This is a genomic window from Cyanobium sp. WKJ7-Wakatipu (assembly GCF_024345355.1).
Taxonomy (GTDB): domain Bacteria; phylum Cyanobacteriota; class Cyanobacteriia; order PCC-6307; family Cyanobiaceae; genus Cyanobium_A; species Cyanobium_A usitatum.
Genome location: NZ_JAGQAY010000003.1, coordinates 21,198 through 47,366 on the forward strand (window position 1 = coordinate 21,198; position 26,169 = coordinate 47,366).

A 26,169-nucleotide genomic window follows, 5' to 3' on the forward strand; every position below is an offset into this window, starting at 1 on the left:
TCTGAATATACCCTTACCTAGGCATATGAAGTCGTTGAACAGGGCAGCCGCTAGATCCAGTCCTCTTCCTGTGAGCCGGACTCAGCGCTCTCAACCAGGCCGGTTAGGCCTCGGTGCTCTTCTGGCTGCGCCAGCTCATGGCCAGGGTCGCCAGCTGGCCATGGAGAGCCAGAGCAAGGCCTGATGTCTAGGAGCCAGCGCTGGGCGATGAACTTCAGCAGCGGGTTACCCAGCCGAACGATCTCAACCTTGTGGGGCTTGCTGGCGTCCTGGATCACCCAGCCGTTCTGCCAGCGCCCATCGCTGCCGAGCTTTTCGACAGCCATCCCCTTTTGGGGCTGGGGTGTGATTAAGCCTTCTGCTGCAGCCACGGCTTCTCCAGTGGCTGCAGCGGGTTCAACAGGGGGTGTGTTTAACCCCCCTCCCCCGTACGCGTGTGTAAAAGAAGAAGAAGGTGAAAAACCCTTTATTTCGTACGTACGCGAGGGGTTTTTCCCTTTTTCACCCTTTATCACCCCCTCTGGGGGGAGGGGGTTAGTGGGGGCGAATAGGCCTGATGGCCGCCCCCCTTGCTCTGCAGGTTCGCTCTGGCCGACCTTCTCGATCAGACCCTTAGCCAGCAGCTGCTGCAAGCAACGGTTCGCCTTATTCCCCTGCAGGTTCAGGTGGCTGGCAAGCTCCACGCCAGAGACCTGGAAGCCTCCTAACTCCCACCGCTCTGCGATGTAGTCAAAGGCGTCTGCTTGACGCCCGCTCAGCTCCAGCTGCGCTGCCGCTAGTGACTCCGCTTGCAGCACGCCCTGGCCATCGCCATGGCACACCCAGCCGTTGTCTTCTAGCTCCACCAGCAACGTCGAACCTTTGGCGCGCCCCTGCGTCTTAACAACAACGCGGAAGTCGCTTTGCGTCTGCCCGTCGACCGGCTGCTTTAGCCAGTTCATCAGGATCGTCAGGCTTGCCGCTGCTGGCAGTGAATTGCTTCCCCGTGATGCATTCGTCGCGTTTCCGCCAGATACGCTTTTGTTGGCGTGGTGGATTGCTACCAGCGTTGCTTGATGGGGCGCTAGCGCCTCCTGCAGCCGTCTGGCCGGACCATCGAATGCACTGGTGGCTTCATCGATGCCAAGCGGGCTGACGCAGGCGTGGTAACTGTCAACAAGGAACATCGCGCCAGGGTTGTCTTGCGCCAACTGGCTCAACTTCCCAATCCCCTGCTCGTTTAGGTGCAAGGGAGCTCCTGCGTGCCATAGGGCCTCTACTGGGCCGCCCATCGTTCCGTCTTCTCTAATCAGGCCTTCTCGTTTGAGCAGCGTGAACCAGTCGTTCTCTGGTTGATCCGTGCCAACAACGAACACCCGCGGACAGGTGCCGTGTAGTGGTCGCCCCAGGTACTCGGCCTCGCCGTGCCACCACGCTGCGATCATCCCGACCATCAGCGCTGACTTGCCAATCTTTGGTGGTGCCACAAGCAGGTTCATGGCTCCGGCCATCACGACTCCCTCCCACACCCAAGGGGTTGGTGTCGTATCCATCCGCTCTCCTTTACGCCTTGGCTCCGGGATGGCAAGCCACAGGCCACTGGCCTCCTTTAGGAACATGCTCAGCTTTGCTGGCACCGTGATGCCATTACGCACCAGGTATTCCTCAGTCCACTCCAAGGCGGCGTGATCGCTCCAGCCCCTAGTGACCTCGGCGGCGCGCTCGACGTGCTCGATCAGAACCTTGTGGCTTCTGTGGGTTTCCTCCTCTGCTTCCTTCTCGGCGGCCGATCTTGCGCTCAACTTCTTTAAGTCTTTTGCTGTAAATTTGCTCATCAGCTTTACTTGGCAGGTAATAGTCTTGTTGGGTATAGATACCCAGCCTTTTCAGTTCCCTGAACGCTGCTCGTTCACGGCTGGAAGTGACTGGATTGGCAGCGTCCCAGTCGTCGAGTGCCTGGGTGCTGCGCATTTTCTGCAGGCGGGTGTAGTGCCCAGCTGCGGCTAGCTCCTCGCTAAAGGCAGCCTCCAGCCCATAGGGCACCCACTGGAGCAGCAGGTATGCCCGCATCTCGGCGTCGCACCAGCTGGCGCGCTCCTCAAAGTCGCTCTGCCAATGGCTAGGCCCGCTGAGCTCGCAGACGGCGTCTTCAGGTGCCCAGCTTGACTCCCCCTGCGCATGGGTAGGTAGCTCAGGCACGACCCTTGGCTTCCCACTTCTGCTCCGCCTCCGCCAAGGCCTGCTCCAGCAGCAAATTGATCCAGGCCGTCCTGCTGATATACGGCGGAATCATTGCCTCTACTCGCTCCATCACCTCCCCCACGATCACGATCTTGGAATCCTTCATGCCCCAAAAGTGCACTGCCGCTGCACGCTAACCGCTCCATACGGCGGCGTATTAGCATTTGATCGGACCGGGCTCATGCCCCATCTCCGATGACTGCGCAGCGGTATCCCAGGTAGCAAGTTCAGTGGCTAAGCCGGACCCCTCTCTTTCGCCCCCCTCTCTTGCGGGCACCGCGTCAAGCGACGCGTCCCTCGCTGCGCCGAGCTGCTCTACGGCCGCACTGGTAGAGGAGCCCACTGCAGACGAGCAGGACAACGCCGAGCTCCTGCGTGATGCGGCTAACGCTGAGGACGGGGAAGGCAAACCCCTCTACGCACCTACCGATCCCTCAAGACCAATCGGTGATCGCAACCCCCCGCGGCGCGTCAAAGGCAAGCCCGCTCCCAATGCAACCAGACCCACTCGCTACGAGGTGGAGCGCCGCATTGCTGAGGCCCAGCTTTGGATTGCACAACGCAAAGCCCTTAATCAGATCTACGAGAACGCTCGTGACAGTTGGAACGTCACGAACATCCAGACCCTCAACCGCTACCTCAACGTTGCCCGTCAGCGCATGGTCGAGGAGCTGGTTCGCGATCGCAAGCGGCATCAGGCCGAGCAGATCTTTGCCCTCAATGAATGCGCCCGCCGCGCCATGGAGGCTGAGCAGTTTTCTGCAGCCGTCGGTGCCTTCCGGGTGATCGCCGAGATCGGCGGGATGCTGCGCGCACCACTCAAGCCACCTGAATCGGCGCCTGAGAAAAGGCTCTGATGGCAGGCCTGCTCCTAGACCCGGCCACCGACCTCTGGGCTGACTGGGGCCTGCTGGATGTTCCCGATCCCAACCGCAGCCAAGCCCAGCAGCAGGAGCAGCAGAGCTTTCGTGACTTCATCGTGGCCGCTTATCCCGGCTACGCCTTCCACACCTGGGCCGAGAGATTGATTGCCCTGCTGCAGCGGGTTGCTGATGGCGAGCTCAATCGCCTGATCGTCTGCTGTCCGCCGCGCTTGGGGAAATCGCTCCTGGTTTCCAAGCTGTTTCCCGCCTACTGGGTGAGCCGCTACCCAACACGCTTCTGCGCCATTGCTTCCTATTCAGCCGAGCTGGCCTATGCCCATAGCCGAGAAGCGAGGCACTACTACCGCGCGGTTGGTCATCCCCTCTCCAAGGACTCCACCGCCGTTGGTAACTGGCTCACCCCTGATCGCGGCGGCTGCATTGCCGCCGGTGTGCGGGGACCATTTACGGGCAAGGGCTATGCACTAGGAATCATTGATGACCCGTACAAGGGCCCAGAAGATGCCAACTCCGCAGCTCAACGCCAGAAGCTGATCGAATGGTTCCAATCCGTCTGGCTGACTAGATCAGAACCAGGCGTAAATGGCGCCGCTGGCGCCGCCCAGGTGGTGGTGCTCACCCGCTGGCATCAGGACGATCTGATCGGCTGGCTACTGAGCCAAGAAAGTGGCGCCGCACCGCAGCACTGGCAGGTGCTCAACCTGCCGGCCATTGCTGAACATCCGGCCCAGCAACTGCGCTTTCCTGATACCTGCAGCCTCGAGCCTGATTGGCGCCAGCCCGGTCAACCGCTATGCCCAGAGCGGTTTCCTGCTGCGGAGCTTGAGCAGATCCGCATCCGCGCCGGCAGCTACTGGTGGAATGCCCTCTACCAGCAGCGACCATCACCGGCTGAGGGTCTGCTGTTCCAGCGGCACTGGCTGCTGCAGACGCCGCAAAGGGAGCAGCCCCAGAGGGGCCCGGTACATAGGGGCCAGCCCCAGAAAGGCCAGCAGAAGCCCTTCTCTCCTTTGGTGCTCAGCTGTGACCTGAGCTTTAAGGGCGGCGAGGCCAACGACTACTGCGCTTTTGTGCTGCTCGGTCTGCTTGCAGAGCAGCGAGCTGTTCACCCTGCAGTTGAGGCCCATGGCCAGGGCCTGCAGCTACATCGCACCGCTGCTTCTGCGCGCAGTGGAGAAGTCGCACCTGTAGGTGCGATCAGCAGATCAGAAGCACCGAGTCACCGCATTGAGGTGCTCTGGAGCCAGCACCACCACCTCGACTTGCCGGATGTTGTCAAATTCCTTAGCCAGTGCCTGGCCACTCTGAAGGCGCAGGGGCTAGGCCCCGATGCGGTGTTGATAGAAGACGCCGCCAATGGCCCGGCGGTCTGTCAGCTGCTCCAGCGCCAGATACCTGGACTGATCGCAGTGCGGCCAGTCGGCAGCAAGGTGAGCCGCGCCCATGCCGTCGCCCCCTTGCTTGAGGCCGGCCAATTGGGCTTCTGCCCTGGCAACGACGACTTGATCACTGAGCTGCTGGGTTTTCCCAATGCCGCCCATGACGACCTGGTGGATGCCTTCTGCCAGGGGGTGATCTGGCTGCAAAACCAGCACTGGCGAGGCAGCGGCAGCACTGCCGCAAGACCGCTGCTCTTCTCCCGCTGATGGGGGGATAGCCCCCGACCCCTCACTGCCGCCCTGCCATGAGCCCTGTCTCCCAAAACCACTGCCGGCAGCGACCCTGCAGTTCGCCCCACGGCGCTGCTGATGCCCTGGTGGTGGAGCATCTGCACTTTGCGGCCAAGGTGGCGGGCAACTACGCCCGCCGCACCGGCCATCCCAAAGAAGACCTCGAGCAGCTGGCAGCAATTGGGTTGATCAAGGCATCACGCCGCTACGACTGCAAGCGGATGAACCGCAGCAGCTCCAACTTCATCGCCTACGCCAGACCATTTGTGAACGGCGAGATCACCCACTACCTGCGCGATAAGGGCTTTCTGATCTCAGTTCCCGGCCGCTGGCGGGAGCTACATGCCAGGGGCCAGAAGCTGCTGCGGCAGGGCATAGCTGCAGATCAGATCCCCGAGCAGTTGGGGCTCACGCCAGAGCGTTGGGTTGAGATCGCAGCCGCCTGCTCAGTGCGGGTGGTGGCGATGGCGCTAAGCCAAACGGATGAATCCTTGGAGTGATGTCCTCTTGCCCGGAGTAGCCGTCAATTCCAGTCAGGAAAGGCAGCGGTGTAGATCTGCTTGAGTCCATCGTGATAGCCCCAGCCGATATAAGAAGACGAGCGCACGACCTCGGCGAGCCGTTCCCCGTAGGCCTCCTGCATTTCCTTTGGCAGTCCGCAGATCGCCTGGACAGCGCCGCTGGCCATGACGAGCAAGGCGTCGTAGAAGCCTGCATCGATGTCGCCGTATTCAACGGTGAAGGCATTGCCCTGCTCCAAAAAGAACACCATCAGTTCCGCATGGAGTATTGGCTCAGCGACCGCCTTGCAGAAATCAGCAACAGCCTTTTTGGCTTTTGCGACCTGCAGAGGGCGATCGCGCTGCATATCCGGATACAGGCAGTCGGAGATGATCTTCTTGCAATCCTCCATCGCAGCCTCCGCATCCGCGTAGCGAGCGTGGAGAAATGCCTGGTTCGGCTTGGAGAGTCGGTAGAGATCGGCGACAAGGCCAAGAAGTTCATCCTGGCTCAGCTTGCCAACAACAGTCTTAACGGCTGACCATGTCTGTTTAGGCATGCTGAGGATCGGCTTGAAAATGATTGCCAACGGTGGGAATAACCGGCACGGTTTAGTGCGTCCGGTTGATTGCCTTTTTAGCGGCGTCTCGCAACTCAACAAGTTCTTCGATTGAGAAGGCGGGTCTTCTGCGATGAAGCATCGCATGGCAGTTAGGACAAACAGGCCGGAGATCTGTTAATGGATTCAACTGATATTCAGAGCCTATATCTGCCAACTGCTTCAAATGATGCACATGAATAAAGCCTCGCCCGATCTCGCCGTACAACGCTTCAAAGCTGAAGTCGCACACTGAACATCGGTGGCCATGAGCCACCAAGCAGGCTTTCCTTGCTTGTGGATTCCTTTCATAAATATTGACTGAGATAGTTTTTGTTGCACCTTCCACATAGCTTTCAGGGTTTTCCACCTCCTCTGGCAGAACCTCGGGTCGCTGGGCTGCAGAGGCCGAGAAAGACCAGGTGATTTCCACTGGTACTACTTCTTTGTGATCTTTTGCATGCGCGAGACCGGCAAAGGTAAAAGGATCCCTGTCTTCCTCACGGTAAAAGACGTATATGTTTTCAACTGGATTTAGCAATGAGCGGATTGATTCCTGACCGACATGAGAAGCGGTTTTCCCGGACCAAATAAGGTCATCACCTGCAAAATGGTTTCCATAATTATGACCTGTACGGCCTGGCACACCCACGCCACAAAAAATAAACCAGTCTCCTTCGTATTTTGTATATCCAGTGTTCCAGTTACCCTTCTGCTTTGATGCAGGAACTTCGCACACCCTGTAAATGTCGGACTTTGTATATCTTTCGCCAACAATAAATGGATGACTAGTCATTCGCTCCCTCTGTGTAGCCAACACTGATTAAGAGTGAAATCCATAGCGCCCAATCCGCCCCGATCAGCCTAAGCGACTCTAGGCCTCCCACTGGCGACTGCTGAAATTTATATGTCAACTTGATTGCTTGCAGCTGGTGCATCTTGCTGCGGGATCTTGTGCAGGTCCGATAACCACCTGTTTAGCCGGATACACGATCACAGCAGCCCCGCCAACAAAGCCACCCCGGCAAATGCTGAATTTCTCCCGCCGGCAATAGCCCGCAGTTGCTGATCTCTTTTGCTGTCGCTGGCCACTGGTCCGATCCCCTGGCCCCTCCACCCGACCTTGGCGGCACTGCTGCCTCGCCTGGAGCTGGTGCAGGACTGCTGGCACCTGCTTTCGGGCCGCCGAGAGCACTACCTGCCCCGCGGCGAACGGGAACCTGAATCTGCGTACCGGCGCCGGGTAGAGGCAGCCCTGCCATCGGGCTTCTTTCGTGATGCCCTGCGCACCTTTGCCGGAATGCTGGCCTCCAGCCATTGGCGTGAGCTGCCGGCCACGCTGCAGGCGGTGATCAGTGATGTGGATGGCTGCGGCACCGACCTGGGGGTGTTCCTAGAAGCCGCTGATCTGCTGGTGCTCAGAGATGGTGCTGCCCTTGTAAGTGTGATCCCACCGGTTCACCTCTGGCCCAGCGAGGGTGATCGCCAGCAGGCCTTGCGCAATGGCGACCGGTTGTCGTTGCCGCGGCTGCTGCTTAATGAGCGGGGAGATGTTTTGCACTGGCACCTGCCCGGCAACCATGCGCTGCCAGATGCGATCACCTGGCGGGAGCGGCGCCCCAATGCCCCTCACCCAACCACCGACACACCACCTGCACAGGATCCCCCACCCCACCCCTGGCAGTACCTGACAGCTTCTCTAGATGCTGATGGCCCCGGAGTGGCTGGCATGGACCTAAGCACTGAGACCCTTGTGCCCGATCCCCAGGCCCCCAGCGGCTGGCGCACGCAACGGCTTGATAAGCGCCACTACCGCGGCATCAACCAACTACCTGCAATTTGGTATGCCAGCCATGGCGCTGCTTTTGGAGAGGGGGAGTTGCCCCACCTTGGTCTGGCCCACCAGTACCTCAACCACTTCCGCTGCCAGAGCGACTACCAGGAATTGCTGTACCGAACGGCACTGCCGGTGGGAGTACGCACCGGTGTGGCTGGCCCGATGGGAAGTAGCTCAGCCAGTGAGCCTGTGGTGCTGGGACCAAACAGCGTCATCGACCTACCGGAGGGAGCCAGCTTCCAGTTCGTCGAGATCCAGGCCCGGTCTTTGGCTGAACACCGCGCCTGGCTGGAATCGCTGGATCAAGGCATGCGCCGTGATGCCCTGATCCCCGCTGCTGCCCAGGGGGCACCGCGCACGGCGATGGAGATCTCGATGGCGGCCTCCCAGGCCTACGCCCTGCTGCAGAGCCAGGCGATCCAAAAGGCCTCGATGTTCTCTTCTCTGCTGCAGCACTGGTGCGCCATCACCGGTGAACCGCTACCCGTGCAGGAAGGTGCTGCCCTGACGGTGGAGATCAGCCCGCTGGCACCAGCACCCAAGCCCCAGCCAACCGTGAGCGAGATGCTCCAGCTGCAGGAGCGGGGAATCATCAGCGAGCAGGCCCTACGGCAATGGCTGGGGGATCTGGCCGGAATTGCCCCGGCATCTACCTAGGGCCTTTGCTCAGCCAAGAGGAATCCGGCAGAAGGGTTGCTTGCGGAAACGCCGGTAGACATCAAAGTCGCTGTCAAGCGTGAGGATCTCAGCGATATCAAGCCGCTCAGAGAGGGACACCAAGGTGAGATCGGCGAAATCACCTGGCAGGTCTGCGTAGCGCCCGTTGAGCTCGGCGACACGGGCATAGTCCTCTGGAAGCAGGTTGATGGCCTCAATGCCACCACGACTCACAGCAGTAAGCAGGTGGTTTTGAGCAGCCAGCACTCCGGGGTTACCTGGATTACCAAGCAGCCAGAGCACCTCAGCGATGCAAATAGGTGAGGTGATGAGCTGAGCAGTGTTCTGGTCAAAGAAGGCGATAACCGCTTGATGGAGCGGTTCCTGCTGCTGGTAGTAGCTCAGCAGGATGCCGGAATCGATCAAGATCCGCTGCATCAGCTCCGCTCCGCTCGGCGCTTTTGTAGGTGCTGACCAAGAAGCCGGCGCCGTTGCTGCCGTTCCGCGCTGCCTGCTGGCAGGGTATCGAGGAAGGCTTGTGGATGGCCGCCCAGTTGCTGGGTGATGGAGGGTCGTGGCTGCCGCTGCTGCCAGCGCTCACGGATTAGCTGGCGGATCAGAGAGCTTTTGTCCTGGCCGGTTTCGTCCAGCAGGTCATTGAGAAAGTGCTCGGTGTCGGAATCGAGCCTGACGGTGAGCGGCATGGCCCGCAGGGCTAAACCCAGTACGACGAATGGAGCAACTGTAATACAGGTTTTGCATGGTCGGCAATGGCCCTGGATGCTGCGTAGTAGTCCCGTTGCTGAATTCAGGCTCCGCGGTGAGCTGGCAACCGCAGGATCAAGAAGCCATCCGTCAGGCGCTAGCCCTGCCGGCGACTGTGCCCTGCCTTGACGCCATCGGACGGGCAATGGCGGACTTGGAGCGCCACCACCCAGCTGGGGTACTCAGTGCCCGCGCCTTGCTTGATGCGGTGGCACTGATCGATCAGCAGTTGCTGGCGCCTGGCCCGGAGCAGGAGCAGGCAATCGAGAAGCGCTCCTCCTCCGGGCCGCTCGCTGGTTCGGTTGCAGCCGGCGGCGATGCACCACTGCAGAAAGCCGACGTAATCGCCTACGACACAGCGCTGCTGCGCCAGGAGAGCGAGACCGTCTATGCCAATCCCCGCTCTTGCGCGGCGGCACTGCTTAACCAGCGGCGCCGTTACGGAGAACAGCTGTTGCTCCTGCTGCCAGGGCTGGCTAGCTGGGTTCAGTTCACAGCTGCTGCCGCGGTGATGACTGGCAGCGCGGCCCTGCTGAGGGGTTGAGCGCTGGCAATGATCAGCCCCCGCCAGATCACCAGTGGCAAGCACCAGCGCAACTCAGCGCTATGGGGCCCCACCCCCTTGCAGCCATTTGCCAATGCCCGGCTACTGCTGGGCGAAAACGCCATCCCTGGTGACACGACCTCTGCTGTGGTGGCTAGCCACGTACTCGAGTGCTTTCTTGAGCGCTCCCGTTACATCACCGCCAGAGATAACGGCCCTGGTGTTGATACCGGTGACTTCACCTTTCAAGGGATGATCTGCCGTGCCACCCGGCTGCCTCCCAACCCTGGTGCGATCTGGCTGAGTAAGGAGCTGCAGTGGAGTCAGAACGGCCGGCGTGTGTCTTCCGGAGGCAGAACTGTTGTGGCCCCATGCGAGGGCTCAATTTGGCTTGGTGATCTAACCCTGCTCAATGCCGCAGGTGATGCAGGGGTAGATCCCTATGCCCAGTACACCCTGTTCACGGTGCTGGAGTTTGGCGCCAGCTATGGCTCAGGCGGCATTGGCGGTCTGGTGCAGCCGCTGATTGGTGAGCGGGTGTTTGGCACGCTTAAGCCGAATCGGTTGGAGTGAGCTATTTCGTCAGCCTTTCTTGAGGAGCTGGTCGTACTGAGCGTGGGTGCCGATCCATACCCAAAGCAGCTCATCTTCTGATGCTTGAACTACCAAGGCGCGATGCCTCAGCCCCACCCGCACAGACCAGAACCTGCAGATGCGTTTGAGGTGCAGCGACGGGTGGCGTGGGTCGGTTTTGAGCTGCTCGTAGGTCCGTTCAGCGAGCTCTTGCACAGCGACGGGAAGGGCTTCGTAGGAGGACCAGAAGCGAGGACTGGCGCGATGCTTCACCGATCGGTGCAGAGCCCGGCAGCCAGATCGCCAAGGGCTTCCTCAGCCAGCCAGTCCAGCTGACCAGTTCCTAGGTCCTGCTCGATTTGCAGATCCCATTCATGGGCATCAAAGGCTTCGAACCAAGCGCGGAACTGGGCCCGTTGCTCGGGAGCTAGCTGCTCCACGGCAGCTTCTATGTCTTGAACGGTGCTCATGCCCTGAGGCTAAGGCGGCTTGCCCGAAACAGGCCCCCCCTCGGCAACAGGTAACAGCAGCGCCGTGATGGGCTGCCATCCCACTGACAGCCGAGACGGGTCATGGCCACAAGCACCACAGCTTCCAGCACCAACATCAACACACCCCGCAGCTCGGGTGAAGGCAACGAACTGCTGGACCTCCGCGACACAGACGCCAGTGAGCAGGACAGTTCTTCTGATGACAACGGAAGTAGCACCGATGATCCTGCCTCCAGTGGCCATGAGCCGGCCACAAAGGGAAAGGACGGCCTCAGCGAGGCACTTAAGGCCGAGCGGCGCCGCACCAACCACCTTGAAAAAGAACTGCGTGGCGTAAGGCAGCAGCTGACACGCTTCTCTGAAATCAACCCAGAGGAATACTCCCGCCTGCAGGAGGCAGAACGGCAGAAGCAACTGCTGGAGCAGCAGGTGGAGTTGCGCGAACGGCAGATGGAAGAAGCCTCCGCCAAAAAGGTGGCAACCGTGGCTGCTGAACGCGATGGCGCCCAGGCCCTTGTGCTGGCCTTGCGCAAGGAACGGCTGCTGGAGCGCGCTTTCTCAGAAGCAGAGGGCCGCACCGGCGGTGACGGGCGCGGCACCTTCTTTGATGTTTTCAAGGGTCAGCTAGGGGAGAGCTTTCGCCTCAGCGCCGGCAAGGACGGAAGTGATGTGCTCGAACCACTCGATAGCCAGGGCCAGCCGTTGCTGGGCGATGACGGGCGGCCACTTAGCACCGCTGACTTCCTCGATCAGCTGCGCATCCACCCCGTCTACGGCTTCCTGTTTCAACAGCGCGGTGCCATGGGCACGGGGACACCTGGGCTGGCCATAACGCCCGCCGCTGGTAGTGGCTTTGGCGAGGTTCTCAACCCCCAGGCGATGAGTGCCAGTGAGCTTTACCGGGCTGGCTTTACGACCAGTGGCGGCCGCAACAGCCGCCGGTGAGCTGAAAGACATGGCGAGCTGGCGTTACTACCTGGCGTTCTGGAGCCGCAGGAGCACCGCCACGGTGGTGCCAGCCAGCAGCGCAAGTCAGGCCCGCAGCCGCGCTAGTACTCGCCATAAGGCGGGCTATGGAACTTTGGTGTCTGTGAAGCAGGCAAATGCTGCCGATAGCCGCCTGATTCGCCAGGGCAGCTGGGTAAGACGCCGCCGCAATGGCGTCAGTCCCCAGTTCGGCTCTGCTCGATCTAAGGCCAGTGCCCGAAAGCAGCGCAGCGCTTATCGGGGCTGGCTGTAACAACTGATCAACGTGTTCTGCTCGATACAGCCAAGCGGTTTGCTGGCTAGCCATCGTGATGAGCTGGGCCGCTCCGTTAGGTGCGCCCGGCAAAACTAAGAGGAAGCGGATGCAGATTTCAACTGGCCAAGGGGTAGATCGTTGCTACCGCCTTATTGATGGTGGCTGTGAGCCGCACCGTGAGCTCGACGCCCAATACAGCAGCCTTGATGACGCAATTGCTGATGCGATTGCTTGGGTTGAACCGATCACTGAAAGCAACGACCCCGCTGCTCTGATCGGCGTGGAGGTTTCCACCACTAAGGGGGGCTGGCGCACCTGCCGCATGCCAGGGCCCTTGCTGTGCCCGTTGCCGCGCTGACGGAATTGGCAGACCAAGAGGTTGCGCAGAGCTGCTCAAAAATCCAGCAACAGAAAACCCCCGGGGTGAGCGGGGGATTCTCTGGAGCGGCCGGGCAAGGGAGTGCAGGCGCTCATGCCGGCACCTAACTCACTGGCGCCTGCTGTCACTGTGCAAGAGATCACAGATGGCGGCTGCCTGCGCGCAACAAATGCTCACTAGCAGCCGCCTAGCAGCTGCTCACTCCTCTTCTGTGCTGCCAAGCGGAATCAGCTTGATCTGCTTTTTGCCCAGCTTGATCTCAAACTCATCGCCTGGCTTGAGGTCAAGCATGGAAGTGTAGGCCTTGCCCATCATGAGATTGCCGTTGAACTGGATCTTGGTGGTGTAGCTCAGCTTGCGGCCACCCTTGCCAGTACTCCGGCCGTTGCTATCGGTGCCGAGGTTCACCCCCTTGGCGTTTAGCAGTGCCTCGTAGAAAGCGGTGAAGTTGAGGCGCTCGCTGCCATCTTTTTTGGTGCTCCAGTAGCCGCACTCACGCACCAACTCAGATTTTGAGACATCGCCAAGCTCCTTGAGCTTGGCGAGCAGTTCAGGACCGGTAAACATAAGTACAAAGGAATATCCCCGCTAGGAAGATACCAGCCAGATCACCACTATCCAGTCCTAATGTGTTTAATGCGTACCAGCCGCTCCACGGGATCAATCGATTGCTCTTAGCCGCGCCTTCTCTGCTGGAACCATTGAGGGGTATTTCTTGGCCCAAATCTGGACAGCTGGGTTGGCTGCTACGTAGGCATCCCAGCTGCAGCTATAGGTTTTGAGCGCACGGGCGCAGTCCAGTGACGCAATGCGTGCCTTCTCGGCTGACTCTGCCTTGATCTGATCAATACGCCCCTGGAGATCCTTGTTGACCTCCCCGAGGCTCAACCCCGTCATACCCATCATTTCCATCATGAACTGATTGGCTGGGACATTGTTCTTGAAGCCAACTGCCGTTGCCTGAATATTGCCTGCTTCATCGACGTAGTTGATCGAGAAGGTGTAGTCGTGTTTTTTGGCAGCAAAGCCGATCAGGCCTGGTATGCCAAAGAGCACAACGCCAGCAACGCCCATGCCGACATCAGTTTTGCTTCCTGAGCCACCCTGCGACCAAGAGAGCACCTGATCTTTCTTGATGACTAGTCCAGGGGTACCGATCTGACCATTAGCCAGGGTGACGGTGCATTCCGAGCCACCGGTGCAGAGGGCTTGATACACCGCAGCCACACCAGGCGTAGCCGAGAGTCCGATTGCTGCTGCTGCAGCAGTGCCGGCCGCAAGTCGATAGATGGAGTGCATGGTCAGCAGCTGAATGGCTCCGATCTAGACCCTCAGGTGCCGCAAACTGCTGATAACAGCTGATTCAATGCCAACACCGCATAGGTACAACGCTTTATATGCAGATGACTCCTCTTGAGATGGCTCTTTGGATCGCTGCTTATCGCAGAGATGCGCAGGCCTCCCCATCGCCATTGCCATCTAGATAGCTGTGCCCCTGGCGCAGCAGCTCCTGGGCTTTGGCATAGGAGCTGATCTCGCTGCAGCGGTAACGGCGGCCCCACGGGGTGGTGCCATCAGGAATAACGGCTGCGCGGCGTCCGCGGCGGAAGTCCCACGGCCGGGTGATGCCGCCTTCTACCTGCCAAACCCCTAGGCGTGCACGAATGGCCCGCTCTTCTGCTTCTAGATAAACCTTGGCATCACAGCCGCGCAGGTATTGGCGGTAGACAAAGGCCTGGCCGTCTTCCACCAGCGCCAGGTTTATGTTCACGCCGCTGAAAACCTCGGCAACTAAGCGGCCGTAGCGATCGGTGGTTTTGATGTTGAGGCTTACTTCCCTGTCGATGGGTAGGCGCTGCTGCAAATGCATGCGGGCCTGCTGGCCGTATGGGCTTTGGGCCGTCTCGGGGGCATCGATGCAGGCCAACCGCACGGTGAGGGCCTTGCCCACCTGGTGCACCCGGATCGTGTCGCCGTCGCCGATGGAGAGCACGGTGGCCCTATCCGTTTGCGCCTGTAATGCCATTGGCATATGAAGCGACACGAGAATCCCTAGGAGGGAAAGCGAAGCCAGCCAGGAATTGGACATGCCGGGACTATGGCGGCCGGAGCGCTCAAGTCAGTGGCTAGCGCCACTGCCATTGGCAAGTTCCGGCTCAGCTCAGCATCGATTGCCGCACACCAGTGGCTGCGAGCAGCACGGATGTACGGAACGGTGCCAGCGCTAAAGATGGCTGCTGGCCCCGACGTGCGATCGAAGATGGGTGGCCGCCAGAAGCATGACTGTTTTCAAAGCGCTTCTCCCGCTCCGCTGAATCATCTGATGATGTGACGAAGCCTGATCTGCACTGCAGGTCAGCTTGACTGAATCGTGCGAACTACGCCATTGATCCTGATCTTTAACTCAGGTTCTTCCACGCCTTCAAATGGCTTAAGCAGGGAGATAATTTCGTCAATGTTGAGCTCCTTGCTTTCGATTTCTTTCGTGGCGGGCCCAACCAGGTAGAGCTGCTCTGTCGCACTGATTGCATCACACAGTGTGGAGTAAGGGCCAGAACGTTCTCCGACATCAAATGCAACGGCATAAGCTCCATTGAGGGCGTAGACGCGCTCGCAACCCGATCCTCCAAACGGGCTATCAGTATCCCATGACAATGAGTAAACGCATTGTCCATCCTCAATGATGGCTTCAAGTTCAACGGTGCTGGGTGGCATGGCTCAAGGTCGCAAGGGGGTGGAGCGAGAATTGAAACTGGACGGTATGATGACCGTATGCAAAGTATAGTCGCATCAGGGTGACCGATGGCAATGCTGGATCGAGATCTGAGAATCGAGGAACTTGCAACTACCGTTTTCCTCGCCGAGCATATCTGCAGCCGTAATCCTTTTGAGCTGGACCCTGATGTATCAACGGAGCAGGCCAGTCTATTGATGCAGCTTTATGAACTTGACCAGGCCCCTGTCGCAGGTAGTGGCGGTACTCAGATTGTATTGCGAATGAGTCTTGACGTAGACAGAACAGTCAAAAAGGTCGGCCAGTACGCTGTTGATACGCCTGCTGAGCACTGGGTTGATCACTGCTCGTCTCTGCACTATACGATTGAACAGCTTGCCGAACATGGCTGGTTATTTGTGCGTGCCAATAGATCCTTGCTTGGGACCATTGGCCGTCAGGATCTTGGCCGTCCCACGATTTCAGCCTATCTTTTCGCTGTAATCCTGGGGATTGAACGTGGCTTACGTCGTCTTTACGGCTCATACCAAGGGCGCCCGATACCCGATGAACCCAAGCGCCTTGACGCAGCTCAGCAGGATGCCGGTGAAAGACCCGACAATTTCATAACCACGATTCAATATATTCTTAAATGCGAGGAGCTGCGAAAGGCACTTGACTACAGTTCGAAAAGTGAAGCCAGGGCTGCTCTTCAGAGGATCAATGAGATGCGTAATCATCTCGCCCATGCCAGGACTGTCTTGGAATATGGTGCAGATACGTCAGATGTTCTGCGGCGCATTCGCGATCTCGAGTTATTGGCCGGTAGGGTAAGACGACTTCTTGCTGATCGAGAAGCTGTTTGGACTGCATATTGCGAGACAGAAATTATCAGCACTGAAGGCCCATCCACAGTTTTTACTGGATCAGGTGCGACACGGCTGTCCATATCTACGCCCGTACATGTGATTTCCGCTCAGAATCCCTACGAAGACTTTCTGGGAGAAGAAGAGAACTCTCGACGTACGGAGATTCTAGGCAAATACCTCAGGAGTATATCCGAAGCCAAGGATCTTACGAGAGTCATTGGGCGCTCTGCTGATCTTAATTCGATTTGGGAAGAGGATTGCTGGGCTGTATCAGGATTGACCCGATCACAGGCTGTCGAGATCGGTAGGCTTTTTCAGCAACGTGCCATCTTCGAGCTCACTGAAAACGCAACTATGGTGATCTCGTCAGATGAGACCGTGATGAATACGTCACCACGTTGCTCAGCCTGAAAGCTTCCGACTCTCATCAATAGATGCTTCTGTTATGCGAAAGCATATTTTGCCTGCATCGCGCAGTGAATCATTGCAACGAGGATTGTGGTGATGTTCGCTCCAGCAACAACTCCAACTTGCGGTCCTGACGCTCCAGTGCGGTAAGGAAGCCTGCAACCGTCACGACTAGGGCAGTCAGCCAGGCCAATGATGTCAAGGCGATAATTCGCCACGGCCCTTTGTGATGATTGCTGGCAGGCTTTGCAGTGGGGCTCTGAGTAAGGCTGGGCTGATCAGCACCAAGATCAAGAACCAGCCGCAACAGGGCTTCCGGGCTTGCCTCTACCAGTGCGCTGGAAATGTCCGATGGCGGGATCTGCTGAGACAGCAACTCACGGCAGTGCTGCAACCCACCACCAGCCCAGAACAGCCCCCAGGCGTGCTTATTGAAATGCAGGGCTACCCAGCGATTTGGCCTGGCGTCATTGCGCATCAATTGGGCTGCCTTGGCCAGGCTCCAACTGCGACCTGCAGCTACCGAGGGATGGGATTCAAGCAATAGCCGGCCCTGAGGGTCACGTATGTAGCCAGTGACCACCTGCAGGGAGAAGACATCGATGATCTGAACCTTGCTGGCTGGCTTGCGATGCTGCAGGTTGGGCGACCAGAAAACGAGTGAGCCGCGCTCATCAGCTACGCAGCTCTCCATTTGGGTGTTGGTTGGCACGGCGAGTTATTGACTGATTTTCTGTGATTGTGACTGCGCTTACTCCTGCTCGCTGAGGTCGAGCACGGTCCAGGTGGTCTCCCACACCGGACCGCAGGCCATGCCACAGGTGGTGATCTCAAAAGCCACCCAGCCGGGTTGCTCGACGCTCTCAAGAAAGGCCGCCACATCGAGGTCGCCATCTTTTGCTTCCACCTCGGCCAGGTAGGCATCCCATGCCGGCTGGAGTTCAGGCGCCAGATTTAGGGGTTCGGCTGGCACCTCCTGGTGCCAGCCACCTCGAAAGGTAGCAGCGTTAAAGCCGCCTTCTTCTTTGTAGACCTCTTTGCCGGTTACGGGGCAGAAGAAATTCCAGTGACCGTGCTCAAGACGAAGAAGCTGCATGATCGAAACGTTGATCTAGAGCAACTATGGAGTAACTAGGCGATTTGCAGGGTCATCTTCCTGCGAAAGAGCAGGCTGCCCATTGCTTTATTTGTTTTCAATGCAGCTTCTGCATAGCTGTGTCGTTTTGCAAGGGCTTGTGGCGCCCAAAGCAGCCTGAGACTGTGATCAGCCGCTAGGGTTATTGGGCGAGTCGGTCTTTGGGCAATTGCTCATCAGGTTGTGCACAACTTGACCGCGAGGGTAGACGGGTCAGGCAATGGGGGCTGTGTCGCAAGACAGGCCAAGGGTCTCATGGTTCCCTGTAAGGCTCATTGCCCCACGATTGATCACCTGGAGAACGGCTTATCGGAGGCTCGCACCTTCTGCCAGTACCAGATCGTTCTATATCAAAGTTTATGCGATCTGCCTATATTCCGTAGCGCCGATCTAGAGGGGGTTTTTACAGCAGGCCGGGCGCTCTATCGTTAACGGATTCAGCTAGCTGCTGCCGTATTGCTTTCCATGATGTGCTCATAACACCAAGCAAGCTCTCTTTGTTCTCCCGCAGCCCAGTGATTGGCGCCTGGTGGGAAGAGCTGGAAGCCCGTGGGTTGTTTGCAGCAAGCAAGCCTGAGGTCAGCTCTCTTGATAAGCAGCTGTTTTTAGATGGCCTGCGCCACGAGCAGGTGCTGCTTAGCAAGCTGGAGAGTCAGGGCAACAGCATTGCCCGCCTACCCGGCAAGCAGAACGAGGCCGACTACGCCGCCACCAAGGAGGCGATGGCAGAGGGTTTTGCTTTCATCCATCAAGCCTCGCTCTGCAACGAGGAGATGCGGGGATCGGCTGACTTGCTGCGCCGCATCGAGCAACCCTCTGCCCTTGGCGCGTGGAGCTATATCCCGATCGAGTGCAAGCTCGCCTCCAAGCCCAAGACCACCTTTTTGGTGCAGGCCTCGGCCTACTGCGAGCTACTGACGTCATTGCTGGGTCAGCGGCCTGATCACTTTGAGCTCTACCTCGGTGGTGGGCGCTTTCAGAGCTACGCGACCGATCAGTTCTGGTCCTGGTACAAGCTGCTGCGCCAGCGCTACCGCGTCTTTCGCGATTCCTTTGACCCGCAGGCTGTTCCAGAAGACATGCCCGGTGACCACAGCAGCTGGAGCGCCTTTATTGAGCAGCGGTTGGCTGAGCAGCGCGACCTGATGCTGGTGGCGAACATGCGCCAGAGCCAGCGCCTCAAGCTGCGCGGGGCTGGCATCACCACCATTGACGCACTTGCGGCTTTGCCTGCTGGCACTGCAGTTCCGGGCTTGAACCCGGAGAGCCTGCACGAACTAAAGCAGCAGGCTGAACTGCAACTCACCCCTGCTGATGCAGCAGGCAGACCGGCTTACCGGCTGCGCCCTGTGGTCACCGGCAAAGGCCTCTCAGCGCTGCCGGCTGCCGATGCCGGCGACATCTGGTTTGACATGGAGGGCATCCAGGACTCGGTTGCAGGCACCAAGCTCGAATACCTCTTTGGTGCCTGCTACCGCGACAGCCCGCTCAGCAAGGCGGAGTTCAAGGACTGGTGGGCCCACAGCCCGATCGAGGAGAAGCGTGCCTTTGAGCAGTGGGTGGATTGGGTGGAAGCGCGGCGCCAGAGTTACCCAGCGCTGCGGGTTTACCACTACGCCAGCTACGAGAAGACTGCGATGCGCCGTCTGGCGCAGCAGCACTGCACCCGAGAAGCGGTGATCGACGAGTGGCTGCGCTCGGGGCTACTGGTGGATCTGCTGCCGGTGGTGACCGGCTCGATCGTGCTGGGTGAACCGAGCTACTCGATCAAGAAAGTTGAGCACCTCTACATGGAGCGCCGGGAGGCGGAGGTGACCAACGCGGGCGATTCGGTGGTGGCTTACCTGAACTGGCAGAGCTCCGGTGAACCAGACCGCCCCGGTGCGTTGCCAGAGGGCAGCCCCCTGCTCAAAGACATCGAGAACTACAACCGGGAGGACTGCGAGTCGACCGTGCTGCTGCACGACTGGCTTTTGCAGCTGCGCCGCGAGCAGGGCCTGCCAGAGCAACCCCTAGCGACAGGCGCGGAGGAGAAAGAGAACAAGGAGCCCTGGCCGCTGGAGCAGCTCAGTGCCCAGCTGCTGGCCGAGCTGCCGGAAACACTGCAGAGCGACCCACCGGCCACCGCAAGCGATGAACTGCTCGCTGCCCAACAGGAGTGCGGCAGCCGGGGCATGAGCTGGCGGGTGCAGCGCCTGCTGGCCCAGTTGCTGCCTTTCCACCACCGGGAAGCCAAGGTGGCCTGGTGGGCCTATTTCGATCGCCGCAACAAGGCTGAGCTCAGCCCCGCTGAGTTGATTGACGACGGGGAAGCGATCGCCGAGGCCCGCTGGAAAAGCGTGGAGGCCCGAGCGAGCAAGCTCACAGGCGCCGATTACCACACCTTTGCCTTTGATCCCTCTCAGCCGCTCAAGCTCTCAGCCGGCAGTGGCGATCGGGGCCTGCAGCTGGAGATCCCCGCAACGGGCCTCAAGGTGAGTGTCGAGTCGCTTGATGCTGAGCGCGGCCGCATCACCTTGAAGCTGCCCTGGAAAAAGCGTGATCAGCGCCGCGCTGCGGGTTTCAGCGATGGCATCCCCGAGGGTCTCAGCTCACTGATCAAGGTGCCAGCTGACATCAGTGAATCGCTGCGCGAGAGCTTGCTGGAGCAGGCCAATTGCTGGCTTAGCGGCGGCAAGGGATTGCCCAAGGCGATGTTGCAGCTTCTGGAGCGCCAGCCGGTTGCAGAACTTTCGAGCCTCAACGAGGCAATCTGCGCAGAGCCGGACTCCGTTAGTGGCCGCCTGAGCGCTTTTCTTGCCGGTTGCGGTGCCGCCGCCCTGGCGTTGCAGGGTCCACCGGGCACGGGAAAGTCAACGGTGACAGCTGAGGTGATCGCCCAGCTGGTGGCTAAGGGCAAGCGGGTTGCGATCAGCTCCAATAGCCACGCTGCAATCAACAACCTGCTGCGTAAGGCCAAGGCCACCTGCACCAAGCAGGGCTTCCCTGATGTGGTGGTCAAGTGCAGCAACAGCAAGTCAGAAGAGCAACTCGCGGGCAGCGGTATTCCGTTGGTGCCAGCCCATGCGTTGACAGATGAAATGGCGGTGGTGGGAGGTACTACCTGGATGTTCTGCAGAGATGAGCTCTCTGAGCAGTTCGATCTGCTGGTGATCGACGAGGCGGGGCAAATGTCGCTGGCCAACCTGCTGGTGATGGCGCGGTGCGCCAAAACGATCCTGCTGGTGGGCGATCAGCAGCAGCTGGCCCAGCCCACCCAGGCAGATCATCCAGGGGATTCCGGGCTCTCCTGCCTGGAGTATTTGATGCAGGGCGCCCATGTGGTGCCAGCGGATCGGGGCGTGTTCCTAGCCACCAGCTGGCGGATGGAACCATCGCTGACGGCGATGGTGTCGCAGCTCTTTTATGACGGCCGGCTCAATGCAAACCCAGCAAACGCCAGCAACGCGATCAGCTGGCGGCAGCCTTGCATTGGTGCCACAGGGGAACCGTTGCCGCAACAAGGCCTCGTCTTTGAAGCGGTGGAGCACAACGACTGCAGCGTCTGCAGTGAAGCTGAGATTGATCGCATCGAGCAGCTAGTTGATGCCCTGCTCGGCAGCAGCTATTGCCATGCAGCAGCGGGCCAGGACAAGCGAGGGGTACTCGGACCTGAGCAGATCTTGGTGACTGCGCCTTACAACGTGCAGGTGAACCGCCTGCAGCAACGACTGGGCACAAAGGCTCGCGTCGGCACGGTGGATAAGTTTCAGGGGCAAGAAGCGCCGGTGGCGATCCACTCGCTTACAGCCAGCGATGGTGAGGCCGCACCACGGGGCCTGGGCTTTTTGCTTGAGCCCAACCGTCTGAACGTGGCAATCAGCCGCGCCCAGTGCCTATCAATCGTGGTGGGCTCACCCGGCCTGACCACTGGTATCGCAAACACGGTGCAGGAGGCCGAGCAGATCAACCGGCTCTGCCGCATCACCCAGCCAGCTGCTCCCCTTTTGCGTTGACGCTCACCATGGCCAAATCCCTCTTGCTTTCATTGGCGGCGTCAGCCTCCCTGCTGGCCGGTATTTGCATCTCGGCATTGGCCCAGCAGCCGGTGCAACCGCTGCCCAAGGTTGGAGGTTGCCCGCTTGGCTACTACAGCTCTGGCGGCTACTGCGTGCCCAGCTCCGGGGGCAACACCCGCGGCGCCATCGAGAAAAGTGGTGCTGGCTGCCCGCTGGGTTTTTATTCCTCTGGCAACTACTGCCTCAGCAGCCCCAGTAACGAGAGGGAAGCGATCCAGAAGAGTGGCAAGGGATGCCCCCTGGGTTGGTATTCATCCGGTGGCTACTGCGTCAAGAGCCGCTGATGACGCAGACCGGCGACTTGCGTTTGGAACAACTGGGCCGCTTTATACAACGCGGCCTGCGTATCGGCGTCAGAACTGTCTCGATCGTGGAGTTGTTACGCAATGACTGGACCTGCGGCATCAGCCCAGTGCGTTGCCGATGGTGGTTGCGTCCAGGGTCCACCCCACGCTGGGCATGGCCACGTAGCGCCGCGGAGCCCCTAGCGCTGGGCGCCTTCAGCCACTCAGCCCGAGGCCTGGAGGCTTCAGCTCACGCCAGCCAGCGCGGCACGTTCGCGTGACGGCTGTGCAGTTCGTTTTCAGCAGCGGCGCCTTCAGTGGCTTGCAGCATCCGTGCGCTCGGCTGCTTTCGCCTCGACTTGCACCTTGGCCTATGCCGCCCTAATTGAGGCGGGTCTGCAGTTACTAGACAATCCGCTCGGTTTCTGGGCGTCAACCACCTGGCGCTGGGTCCGGACCGTGGAAGCCCCGCCCCGCTTCTTGGCGCCGAGGCCATTGGCACACAGTGCTTCATGGCGAGAAACGCCAGAGCCGCCGGATACAGCCGGTGTATGTGGGGCTGAGCTGTGCGGCGTTGACAGGGCAAAAGTCCACGCCAGCCGATTTTTGGCGGCATCGCTCTTCTCAAACCCTATCTGCCAAGATCTTCCCTAGCCAAACCCATTTGAGCTTGATCTTTGATTGCTATCCCTGAAATAACCAGTTTTTTGCATGTATTCGAAAACATATTGCTGCACCTTTGCGTCGGCTTCTTCAAGGGTAAGCTCATACCATTCTTGGCCGCCTTTGCCCTTAATGCGATGGCCTTTAAGATTATGATGGATATATTTTTCGGCTCCATGTCTATCGCATACAGAGTAGACGTTGTAAAATTCAAACCCGTCAGGCGAGTAGGTTTGATAGTTTGCCTGACGCTTATCGATATCCTTTGCTTTCCCTATTTTCACCTTCTTCACGCATGCCACCTCTTCGGCCCTATTGAAGGCTATATAGACAAATCCAGACCTATCATTAAAATCATCCCAGGCGTCATTAGCGTTGATTTTGGCTATGACTTTTAGCCAGTCTTCCGGCTCTGGAATGGTCATCATCTCTCCAGTGCTGCCTAGATAATCACAAACCCCTGCTCCATTTGCGAGCAGGCTATTAATGTCTATTGCAATCTCGCGAAGAGATCTATCACCTTTAGCTCTCTCCGAAGGCTTTAGCCGTGCAGCCGTCATGTACCTAGCAATAAGATAAATGATGGAATCTCTTCTATCCCAGTCTGCATCGCCTCCTTGTTCATCCATATTTGCAATGACAAGCCATCCATGGAATGCCAATGCAAAGTGACGCATTTCTGTAGACTTTTTGTGGGATAACATTTGCATAACATTTGCCATCAGGCCCCAGTACTCCTCAAGAATATTTTCTGAGTATTTTTTGTGACCTTCTTTATCGTACCAATTTATCATTTGGACGAGTGTCCGGTTTGCTGGTTCTACTATTTTCTCTACTTCAAGCTCATGCAATGCGTGACAGTAGTCATTTCCCGGCTCTACTCTCCGCACAAGATCTCTAAGTGTCGCGAGTCTTGTTTTGAATGGGCGATCCTTGAGTCGAGATTTTACTTTTGCAGTTATATCAGCATGCTCTCGAAGGACATTGCCTTGATATTCCACACAGTACTCGTCAATTTCCGTTAGAAGCAATACAGCTTCTTTAGAGTTTATCAGATCTTTCATGGCTCTTATCCATTTACTGGCCTCCTCTTTGTCAACCTCTCGCTTTAACAGAGCGGTCACAACTATTCGATAAAAGTGTCTCTGGAAAACCTGAATATTAGTTTGATCAATAATTCGATTGTAGGCACGGACCGCTTCTGTGCTGATCTGGCTTACACGTGCTTCGCATTGAAGGCTTGGATCAACTAAATCTTCTTCAGATCTGCGAGGGTGCCTGAAGTGACGCGCATTTCTTATGGGTTCAACGTACGTTAGGGGATGCTGGCATACAGGGCAGATTATTCTCAGCCTCTCATCAAGGGATAAGGATAGATCCTCTGCGTCGACAATTTTGTTGGTTAAATAGGTTATTGCGTAGCGCATGCTCAAGTTTTTGCTTTAAGTTAGTTTAGATGGAATTAGCCTTCTGTTCCAGTCGCCTTCTTCCTTTTCTCTCAGCACTCCTCAACCGGGAGATCGAGCTTGGTCGCATGGGCCGCAGCACGAGGCAAGGGAACACCCAGGGGCCACTCCAACTGCGAGCACGTGTAAAAGTGCGTTGCTTCCGATGCGCGTAGGGCTGGATGCCGTTCAAGCAGAGGAGAGGTGCCGATGCTCCGCGAACTCGTTCCGGCCGTCGTCATCCCTCTGCTGGTACTGCTACTGCCGATGCTCGCGTTGGAGCAGTAGGGCGATCGGCTACCGCCCTGGCTGCACTGATTGGCCGGGCACCCGTCTTGGCTCTGGAACACCAGCATCGAGCTGATCATCGGGTTGTCGCTGCTGCGCTTATCAGCACTTGCTGCTGCAGCGCTGAGACTCAGGCCACCAGTTGCTGGTGCTGCACAAGGAAGGCCTCAATCCATTCGTGATGCCGGCGCTGGCAGATCCGATCAGCAATTGAGAGTGCATCTGGCGGCACCTGAAAACGCTTGCGGAAGGCCTTGGTGAGACCTTCCAGTGCCGGGCGAGGTAGGGAGCGAATGGTGCTGTGTAGCTGGTGAATCGTGCCTGGATCAAGTGGATCAAGGCTTGGGTCTACCTCTGGCTGCGCAGGTGATTGGAGTTGGCGCCCAGGCGCCACTACTGCTGGCCTGCTGCTGGGGTTGGCGTTGGGTTTTTATTCCTCTGGCAACTACTGCCTCAGCAGCCCCAGTAACGAGCGGGAGGCGATTCAGAAAACCGGCAAGTCCTGCCCACTGGGCTGGTATTCCTCAGGCAACTACTGCGCGAAGAGCCGCTGAGCCATGGGTTTTCGCTTTCGCCGCTCCACCCGCCTAGGCCCGCTGCGCTTCAACTACCGCTTCGCGGGCCTGCGGCTGCCGCAAGGGCTCAGCTGCCTGAGCCACCGAACCACTGCCGGTACCACTGGGCCATTTGCTCGATCTCCTGGCTCTGGGCCTTCACCATGGCCTGTTGCATTGCGCGCAGTTGCGGATGCTGGCTGTTGGTCTGGGCCATCGAAGCCATCATCACGCCCATGCGGTGGTGGGGAATCATCTGCTCGATGAAGGCCCGATCGAAATCGGCGGCGTTCTTAAGGGCGGCCAGGCTCGTGCCCATACCCATGCCACCACCCATGCCCATGGCACCTCCCATCCCCATACCCATGCCGCCCATGCCCATGGCTCCTGCGGTCGTCCAGCTGGGAACGTCGCTGCCGAACCACTGCCGGTACCAGGTCCGCATCTGGGCGTTCTCCTGCGTCTGGCTGGCCTTGATGCTGCGGGCCAGGGCCTTGATCTCGGGCTTGCGCGCGCGGGTGAGGGCAAGATCCGCCATGGCGATCGCCCCGTCATGGTGAGGAATCATCATCACGATGAAGTGCCGATCCATCGTTTGGGAGCCCATCCGTCCCGGACCGCTCCGCCCCATTCCCATCTCGCTTCCGGCTTGGGCCACCACCTGGGGCGGCACTGAGCGCGCTGGAGCCCCCAGCGACAGAACGAGCGCTCCCAGCCCTGCAGCGGCCGCGAGCCTGAGTGCCACCGAACGTGTCCGGTCAAACGTAGCCAGGTGTTGGCCCATCAGTTCTCTCCCTTGCTTGTGCCTGTACTCAGGATGGGCACGCAGCAGGGAGCTGAACACGCCATTGGGTCATGGCTTCATCGAATCGGTGCCCATTCGTTCCCTGCGGGCCGAACGTCACGCTCAGCCCTCAGACGTGAAGATTGGGGCAGATCACCGCGTCATCCTTGGCGGGATCGCTCTGCCAGCCGGACAGCAGGCCCTGCAGTTCCTTTCGGAGCTGGCGCAGCTCCTTGATCTGGCCATCAATCCGCTCGATCTGGCATTCCAGCTGGATCGCAATATCGCCGCAGGGCAGCTCACCGGCATCGTGCACGGCCAGGCAGTCCTGGATCTCCTCCAGGCTGAGCCCGAGGGTCTTGAGCTTGCGGATGAACTCCAGGCGTTGCAGGCTCTGTTCTGCGAACAGGCGGTAACCGCCTTCGCTGCGGCCGATCGCCGGCAGCAGGCCCAGGTCCTCGTAGTAGCGCAGGGTCTTGACCGGCAGGCCACTGCGGCCGGCCAGCGCTCCGATCTTCATGCCGGTCTTGATGCCAACAGCTGCCATGGGCTTGACTCTCCTGCCGTAGGGAGACTCTATAGTGGTATGTACCTCGTCCTCCTGGC

The 26,169-nt window shown here is 58.9% G+C and carries 30 protein-coding genes; 12 read left to right on the forward strand and 18 right to left on the reverse strand.

What is annotated here, in order from left to right; translation table 11 throughout:
* Positions 1-50 precede the first annotated feature (50 nt).
* Together KBY83_RS02320 and KBY83_RS02325 are read right to left on the reverse strand one after the other, a co-directional pair.
* Entirely contained in the window at positions 51-1,781 is a 1,731-nt protein-coding gene (locus KBY83_RS02320; protein ID WP_255018138.1) for an AAA family ATPase, read from the reverse strand.
* 389 nt (positions 1,782-2,170) lie between these two features.
* Positions 2,171-2,326 carry a hypothetical protein gene (locus tag KBY83_RS02325; protein ID WP_254942766.1) on the reverse strand — a complete coding sequence of 52 codons (156 nt, stop codon included), beginning with the start codon at positions 2,324-2,326 and terminating at the stop codon, positions 2,171-2,173.
* Between the two features lie 124 nt (positions 2,327-2,450).
* On the opposite strand from KBY83_RS02325, the gene KBY83_RS02330 reads away from it, so the two are divergent.
* From KBY83_RS02330 to KBY83_RS02340, 3 genes are read left to right on the forward strand one after another with little or no spacing between them, the layout of a single operon-like run.
* Positions 2,451-3,077 carry a hypothetical protein gene (locus KBY83_RS02330; protein WP_255018139.1) on the forward strand — a complete coding sequence of 209 codons (627 nt, stop codon included), beginning with the start codon at positions 2,451-2,453 and terminating at the stop codon, positions 3,075-3,077.
* Positions 3,077-4,750 carry a phage terminase large subunit gene (gene terL, locus KBY83_RS02335; protein ID WP_255018140.1) on the forward strand — a complete coding sequence of 558 codons (1,674 nt, stop codon included), beginning with the start codon at positions 3,077-3,079 and terminating at the stop codon, positions 4,748-4,750. Before KBY83_RS02330 ends, terL begins: the two co-directional genes overlap by 1 nt.
* Positions 4,751-4,788: 38 nt before the next feature.
* Positions 4,789-5,274, forward strand: a complete 486-nt coding sequence (locus KBY83_RS02340) for a sigma-70 family RNA polymerase sigma factor (RefSeq protein ID WP_255018141.1) — start codon at positions 4,789-4,791, stop codon at positions 5,272-5,274.
* A 23-nt stretch (positions 5,275-5,297) separates the two neighbouring features.
* On the opposite strand, the gene KBY83_RS02345 is transcribed toward KBY83_RS02340, so the two are convergent.
* Together KBY83_RS02345 and KBY83_RS02350 are read right to left on the reverse strand one after the other, a co-directional pair.
* Positions 5,298-5,864, reverse strand: a complete 567-nt coding sequence (locus KBY83_RS02345; protein ID WP_255018142.1) for a hypothetical protein — start codon at positions 5,862-5,864, stop codon at positions 5,298-5,300.
* A gap of 22 nt (positions 5,865-5,886) precedes the next feature.
* Positions 5,887-6,669 carry a DUF3427 domain-containing protein gene (locus tag KBY83_RS02350; RefSeq protein ID WP_255018143.1) on the reverse strand — a complete coding sequence of 261 codons (783 nt, stop codon included), beginning with the start codon at positions 6,667-6,669 and terminating at the stop codon, positions 5,887-5,889.
* 327 nt (positions 6,670-6,996) lie between these two features.
* Here KBY83_RS02350 and KBY83_RS02355 point away from each other — a divergent pair, with 327 nt between their 5' ends.
* On the forward strand, positions 6,997-8,367 hold the full coding sequence (locus tag KBY83_RS02355) for a DUF4055 domain-containing protein (protein ID WP_255018144.1): 1,371 nt from the start codon (positions 6,997-6,999) through the stop codon (positions 8,365-8,367).
* 9 nt (positions 8,368-8,376) lie between these two features.
* Here KBY83_RS02355 and KBY83_RS02360 read toward each other — a convergent pair whose 3' ends face one another.
* Positions 8,377-8,805, reverse strand: coding sequence for a type II toxin-antitoxin system VapC family toxin (locus KBY83_RS02360; protein WP_255018145.1), 429 nt, complete (start codon positions 8,803-8,805; stop codon positions 8,377-8,379).
* Positions 8,805-9,071 carry a hypothetical protein gene (locus tag KBY83_RS02365; protein ID WP_255018146.1) on the reverse strand — a complete coding sequence of 89 codons (267 nt, stop codon included), beginning with the start codon at positions 9,069-9,071 and terminating at the stop codon, positions 8,805-8,807. Before KBY83_RS02365 ends, KBY83_RS02360 begins: the two co-directional genes overlap by 1 nt.
* Positions 9,072-9,187: 116 nt before the next feature.
* On the opposite strand from KBY83_RS02365, the gene KBY83_RS02370 reads away from it, so the two are divergent.
* Positions 9,188-9,676, forward strand: coding sequence for a hypothetical protein (locus KBY83_RS02370; RefSeq protein ID WP_255018147.1), 489 nt, complete (start codon positions 9,188-9,190; stop codon positions 9,674-9,676).
* A 9-nt stretch (positions 9,677-9,685) separates the two neighbouring features.
* Positions 9,686-10,249 (forward strand): hypothetical protein, encoded by a 564-nt coding sequence (locus KBY83_RS02375; protein ID WP_255018149.1) that lies wholly within the window; start codon positions 9,686-9,688, stop codon positions 10,247-10,249.
* 9 nt (positions 10,250-10,258) lie between these two features.
* On the opposite strand, the gene KBY83_RS02380 is transcribed toward KBY83_RS02375, so the two are convergent.
* Both KBY83_RS02380 and KBY83_RS02385 read right to left on the reverse strand, forming a co-directional pair.
* Positions 10,259-10,522 (reverse strand): hypothetical protein, encoded by a 264-nt coding sequence (locus tag KBY83_RS02380; RefSeq protein ID WP_255018150.1) that lies wholly within the window; start codon positions 10,520-10,522, stop codon positions 10,259-10,261.
* Entirely contained in the window at positions 10,519-10,719 is a 201-nt protein-coding gene (locus tag KBY83_RS02385; RefSeq protein WP_255018151.1) for a hypothetical protein, read from the reverse strand. The genes KBY83_RS02380 and KBY83_RS02385 overlap by 4 nt, the downstream gene beginning before the upstream one ends.
* A 102-nt stretch (positions 10,720-10,821) precedes the next feature.
* Here KBY83_RS02385 and KBY83_RS02390 point away from each other — a divergent pair, with 102 nt between their 5' ends.
* From KBY83_RS02390 to KBY83_RS02400, 3 genes are all read left to right on the forward strand, one after another.
* On the forward strand, positions 10,822-11,685 hold the full coding sequence (locus KBY83_RS02390; protein WP_255018152.1) for a hypothetical protein: 864 nt from the start codon (positions 10,822-10,824) through the stop codon (positions 11,683-11,685).
* Positions 11,660-11,980 (forward strand): hypothetical protein, encoded by a 321-nt coding sequence (locus tag KBY83_RS02395; protein WP_255018153.1) that lies wholly within the window; start codon positions 11,660-11,662, stop codon positions 11,978-11,980. Before KBY83_RS02390 ends, KBY83_RS02395 begins: the two co-directional genes overlap by 26 nt.
* A 109-nt stretch (positions 11,981-12,089) precedes the next feature.
* Positions 12,090-12,341 (forward strand): hypothetical protein, encoded by a 252-nt coding sequence (locus tag KBY83_RS02400; RefSeq protein ID WP_255018154.1) that lies wholly within the window; start codon positions 12,090-12,092, stop codon positions 12,339-12,341.
* A 219-nt stretch (positions 12,342-12,560) separates the two neighbouring features.
* Here KBY83_RS02400 and KBY83_RS02405 read toward each other — a convergent pair whose 3' ends face one another.
* The 4 genes from KBY83_RS02405 to KBY83_RS02420 form a co-directional block, all read right to left on the reverse strand.
* Positions 12,561-12,929 carry an AbrB family transcriptional regulator gene (locus tag KBY83_RS02405; RefSeq protein ID WP_255018155.1) on the reverse strand — a complete coding sequence of 123 codons (369 nt, stop codon included), beginning with the start codon at positions 12,927-12,929 and terminating at the stop codon, positions 12,561-12,563.
* 93 nt (positions 12,930-13,022) lie between these two features.
* Positions 13,023-13,661, reverse strand: a complete 639-nt coding sequence (locus KBY83_RS02410; RefSeq protein WP_255018156.1) for a hypothetical protein — start codon at positions 13,659-13,661, stop codon at positions 13,023-13,025.
* 139 nt (positions 13,662-13,800) lie between these two features.
* Positions 13,801-14,451, reverse strand: a complete 651-nt coding sequence (locus KBY83_RS02415; RefSeq protein WP_255018157.1) for a thermonuclease family protein — start codon at positions 14,449-14,451, stop codon at positions 13,801-13,803.
* 266 nt (positions 14,452-14,717) lie between these two features.
* Positions 14,718-15,077: a hypothetical protein gene (locus KBY83_RS02420; RefSeq protein WP_255018158.1), complete on the reverse strand. Its 360-nt coding sequence runs from the start codon at positions 15,075-15,077 to the stop codon at positions 14,718-14,720.
* 87 nt (positions 15,078-15,164) lie between these two features.
* Between KBY83_RS02420 and KBY83_RS02425 the strand changes: the two genes are divergently transcribed.
* Complete coding sequence (locus tag KBY83_RS02425) at positions 15,165-16,355, forward strand: DUF3293 domain-containing protein (protein ID WP_255018159.1); 1,191 nt, start codon at positions 15,165-15,167, stop codon at positions 16,353-16,355.
* A 70-nt stretch (positions 16,356-16,425) separates the two neighbouring features.
* Here KBY83_RS02425 and KBY83_RS02430 read toward each other — a convergent pair whose 3' ends face one another.
* Together KBY83_RS02430 and KBY83_RS02435 are read right to left on the reverse strand one after the other, a co-directional pair.
* Positions 16,426-17,064 (reverse strand): hypothetical protein, encoded by a 639-nt coding sequence (locus KBY83_RS02430; RefSeq protein ID WP_255018160.1) that lies wholly within the window; start codon positions 17,062-17,064, stop codon positions 16,426-16,428.
* Between the two features lie 39 nt (positions 17,065-17,103).
* Positions 17,104-17,448: a hypothetical protein gene (locus KBY83_RS02435; protein ID WP_255018161.1), complete on the reverse strand. Its 345-nt coding sequence runs from the start codon at positions 17,446-17,448 to the stop codon at positions 17,104-17,106.
* A gap of 509 nt (positions 17,449-17,957) precedes the next feature.
* Here KBY83_RS02435 and KBY83_RS02440 point away from each other — a divergent pair.
* Both KBY83_RS02440 and KBY83_RS02445 read left to right on the forward strand, forming a co-directional pair.
* Entirely contained in the window at positions 17,958-21,482 is a 3,525-nt protein-coding gene (locus KBY83_RS02440) for a TM0106 family RecB-like putative nuclease (RefSeq protein WP_255018162.1), read from the forward strand.
* A gap of 8 nt (positions 21,483-21,490) precedes the next feature.
* Positions 21,491-21,829, forward strand: a complete 339-nt coding sequence (locus KBY83_RS02445) for a hypothetical protein (RefSeq protein ID WP_255018163.1) — start codon at positions 21,491-21,493, stop codon at positions 21,827-21,829.
* A 650-nt stretch (positions 21,830-22,479) separates the two neighbouring features.
* Here KBY83_RS02445 and KBY83_RS02450 read toward each other — a convergent pair.
* The 4 genes from KBY83_RS02450 to KBY83_RS02465 all read right to left on the reverse strand — a co-directional run bounded on the left by KBY83_RS02450 (position 22,480) and on the right by KBY83_RS02465 (position 26,110).
* Complete coding sequence (locus tag KBY83_RS02450; protein ID WP_255018302.1) at positions 22,480-23,919, reverse strand: GIY-YIG nuclease family protein; 1,440 nt, start codon at positions 23,917-23,919, stop codon at positions 22,480-22,482.
* Positions 23,920-24,355: 436 nt separating this feature from the next.
* Positions 24,356-24,619 carry a hypothetical protein gene (locus KBY83_RS02455; protein ID WP_255018164.1) on the reverse strand — a complete coding sequence of 88 codons (264 nt, stop codon included), beginning with the start codon at positions 24,617-24,619 and terminating at the stop codon, positions 24,356-24,358.
* A 248-nt stretch (positions 24,620-24,867) separates the two neighbouring features.
* Entirely contained in the window at positions 24,868-25,524 is a 657-nt protein-coding gene (locus KBY83_RS02460; RefSeq protein WP_255018165.1) for a DUF305 domain-containing protein, read from the reverse strand.
* 169 nt (positions 25,525-25,693) lie between these two features.
* Positions 25,694-26,110 carry a heavy metal-responsive transcriptional regulator gene (locus KBY83_RS02465; protein WP_255018166.1) on the reverse strand — a complete coding sequence of 139 codons (417 nt, stop codon included), beginning with the start codon at positions 26,108-26,110 and terminating at the stop codon, positions 25,694-25,696.
* Between the last annotated feature and the right edge of the window lie 59 nt (positions 26,111-26,169).

What these genes read in the sequence shown, in the direction of transcription:
- KBY83_RS02325 (WP_254942766.1), bottom strand. Translation starts at nt 2,326, where the DNA reads ATGAAGGATTCCAAGATCGTGATCGTGGGGGAGGTGATGGAGCGAGTA.
- terL (WP_255018140.1), top strand. Translation starts at nt 3,077, where the DNA reads ATGGCAGGCCTGCTCCTAGACCCGGCCACCGACCTCTGGGCTGACTGG.
- KBY83_RS02340 (WP_255018141.1), top strand. Translation starts at nt 4,789, where the DNA reads ATGAGCCCTGTCTCCCAAAACCACTGCCGGCAGCGACCCTGCAGTTCG.
- KBY83_RS02350 (WP_255018143.1), bottom strand. Translation starts at nt 6,669, where the DNA reads ATGACTAGTCATCCATTTATTGTTGGCGAAAGATATACAAAGTCCGAC.
- KBY83_RS02360 (WP_255018145.1), bottom strand. Translation starts at nt 8,805, where the DNA reads ATGCAGCGGATCTTGATCGATTCCGGCATCCTGCTGAGCTACTACCAG.
- KBY83_RS02365 (WP_255018146.1), bottom strand. Translation starts at nt 9,071, where the DNA reads ATGCCGCTCACCGTCAGGCTCGATTCCGACACCGAGCACTTTCTCAAT.
- KBY83_RS02375 (WP_255018149.1), top strand. Translation starts at nt 9,686, where the DNA reads ATGATCAGCCCCCGCCAGATCACCAGTGGCAAGCACCAGCGCAACTCA.
- KBY83_RS02385 (WP_255018151.1), bottom strand. Translation starts at nt 10,719, where the DNA reads ATGAGCACCGTTCAAGACATAGAAGCTGCCGTGGAGCAGCTAGCTCCC.
- KBY83_RS02390 (WP_255018152.1), top strand. Translation starts at nt 10,822, where the DNA reads ATGGCCACAAGCACCACAGCTTCCAGCACCAACATCAACACACCCCGC.
- KBY83_RS02400 (WP_255018154.1), top strand. Translation starts at nt 12,090, where the DNA reads ATGCAGATTTCAACTGGCCAAGGGGTAGATCGTTGCTACCGCCTTATT.
- KBY83_RS02405 (WP_255018155.1), bottom strand. Translation starts at nt 12,929, where the DNA reads ATGTTTACCGGTCCTGAACTGCTCGCCAAGCTCAAGGAGCTTGGCGAT.
- KBY83_RS02410 (WP_255018156.1), bottom strand. Translation starts at nt 13,661, where the DNA reads ATGCACTCCATCTATCGACTTGCGGCCGGCACTGCTGCAGCAGCAGCA.
- KBY83_RS02415 (WP_255018157.1), bottom strand. Translation starts at nt 14,451, where the DNA reads ATGTCCAATTCCTGGCTGGCTTCGCTTTCCCTCCTAGGGATTCTCGTG.
- KBY83_RS02420 (WP_255018158.1), bottom strand. Translation starts at nt 15,077, where the DNA reads ATGCCACCCAGCACCGTTGAACTTGAAGCCATCATTGAGGATGGACAA.
- KBY83_RS02425 (WP_255018159.1), top strand. Translation starts at nt 15,165, where the DNA reads ATGGCAATGCTGGATCGAGATCTGAGAATCGAGGAACTTGCAACTACC.
- KBY83_RS02435 (WP_255018161.1), bottom strand. Translation starts at nt 17,448, where the DNA reads ATGCAGCTTCTTCGTCTTGAGCACGGTCACTGGAATTTCTTCTGCCCC.
- KBY83_RS02445 (WP_255018163.1), top strand. Translation starts at nt 21,491, where the DNA reads ATGGCCAAATCCCTCTTGCTTTCATTGGCGGCGTCAGCCTCCCTGCTG.
- KBY83_RS02450 (WP_255018302.1), bottom strand. Translation starts at nt 23,919, where the DNA reads ATGCGCTACGCAATAACCTATTTAACCAACAAAATTGTCGACGCAGAG.
- KBY83_RS02465 (WP_255018166.1), bottom strand. Translation starts at nt 26,110, where the DNA reads ATGGCAGCTGTTGGCATCAAGACCGGCATGAAGATCGGAGCGCTGGCC.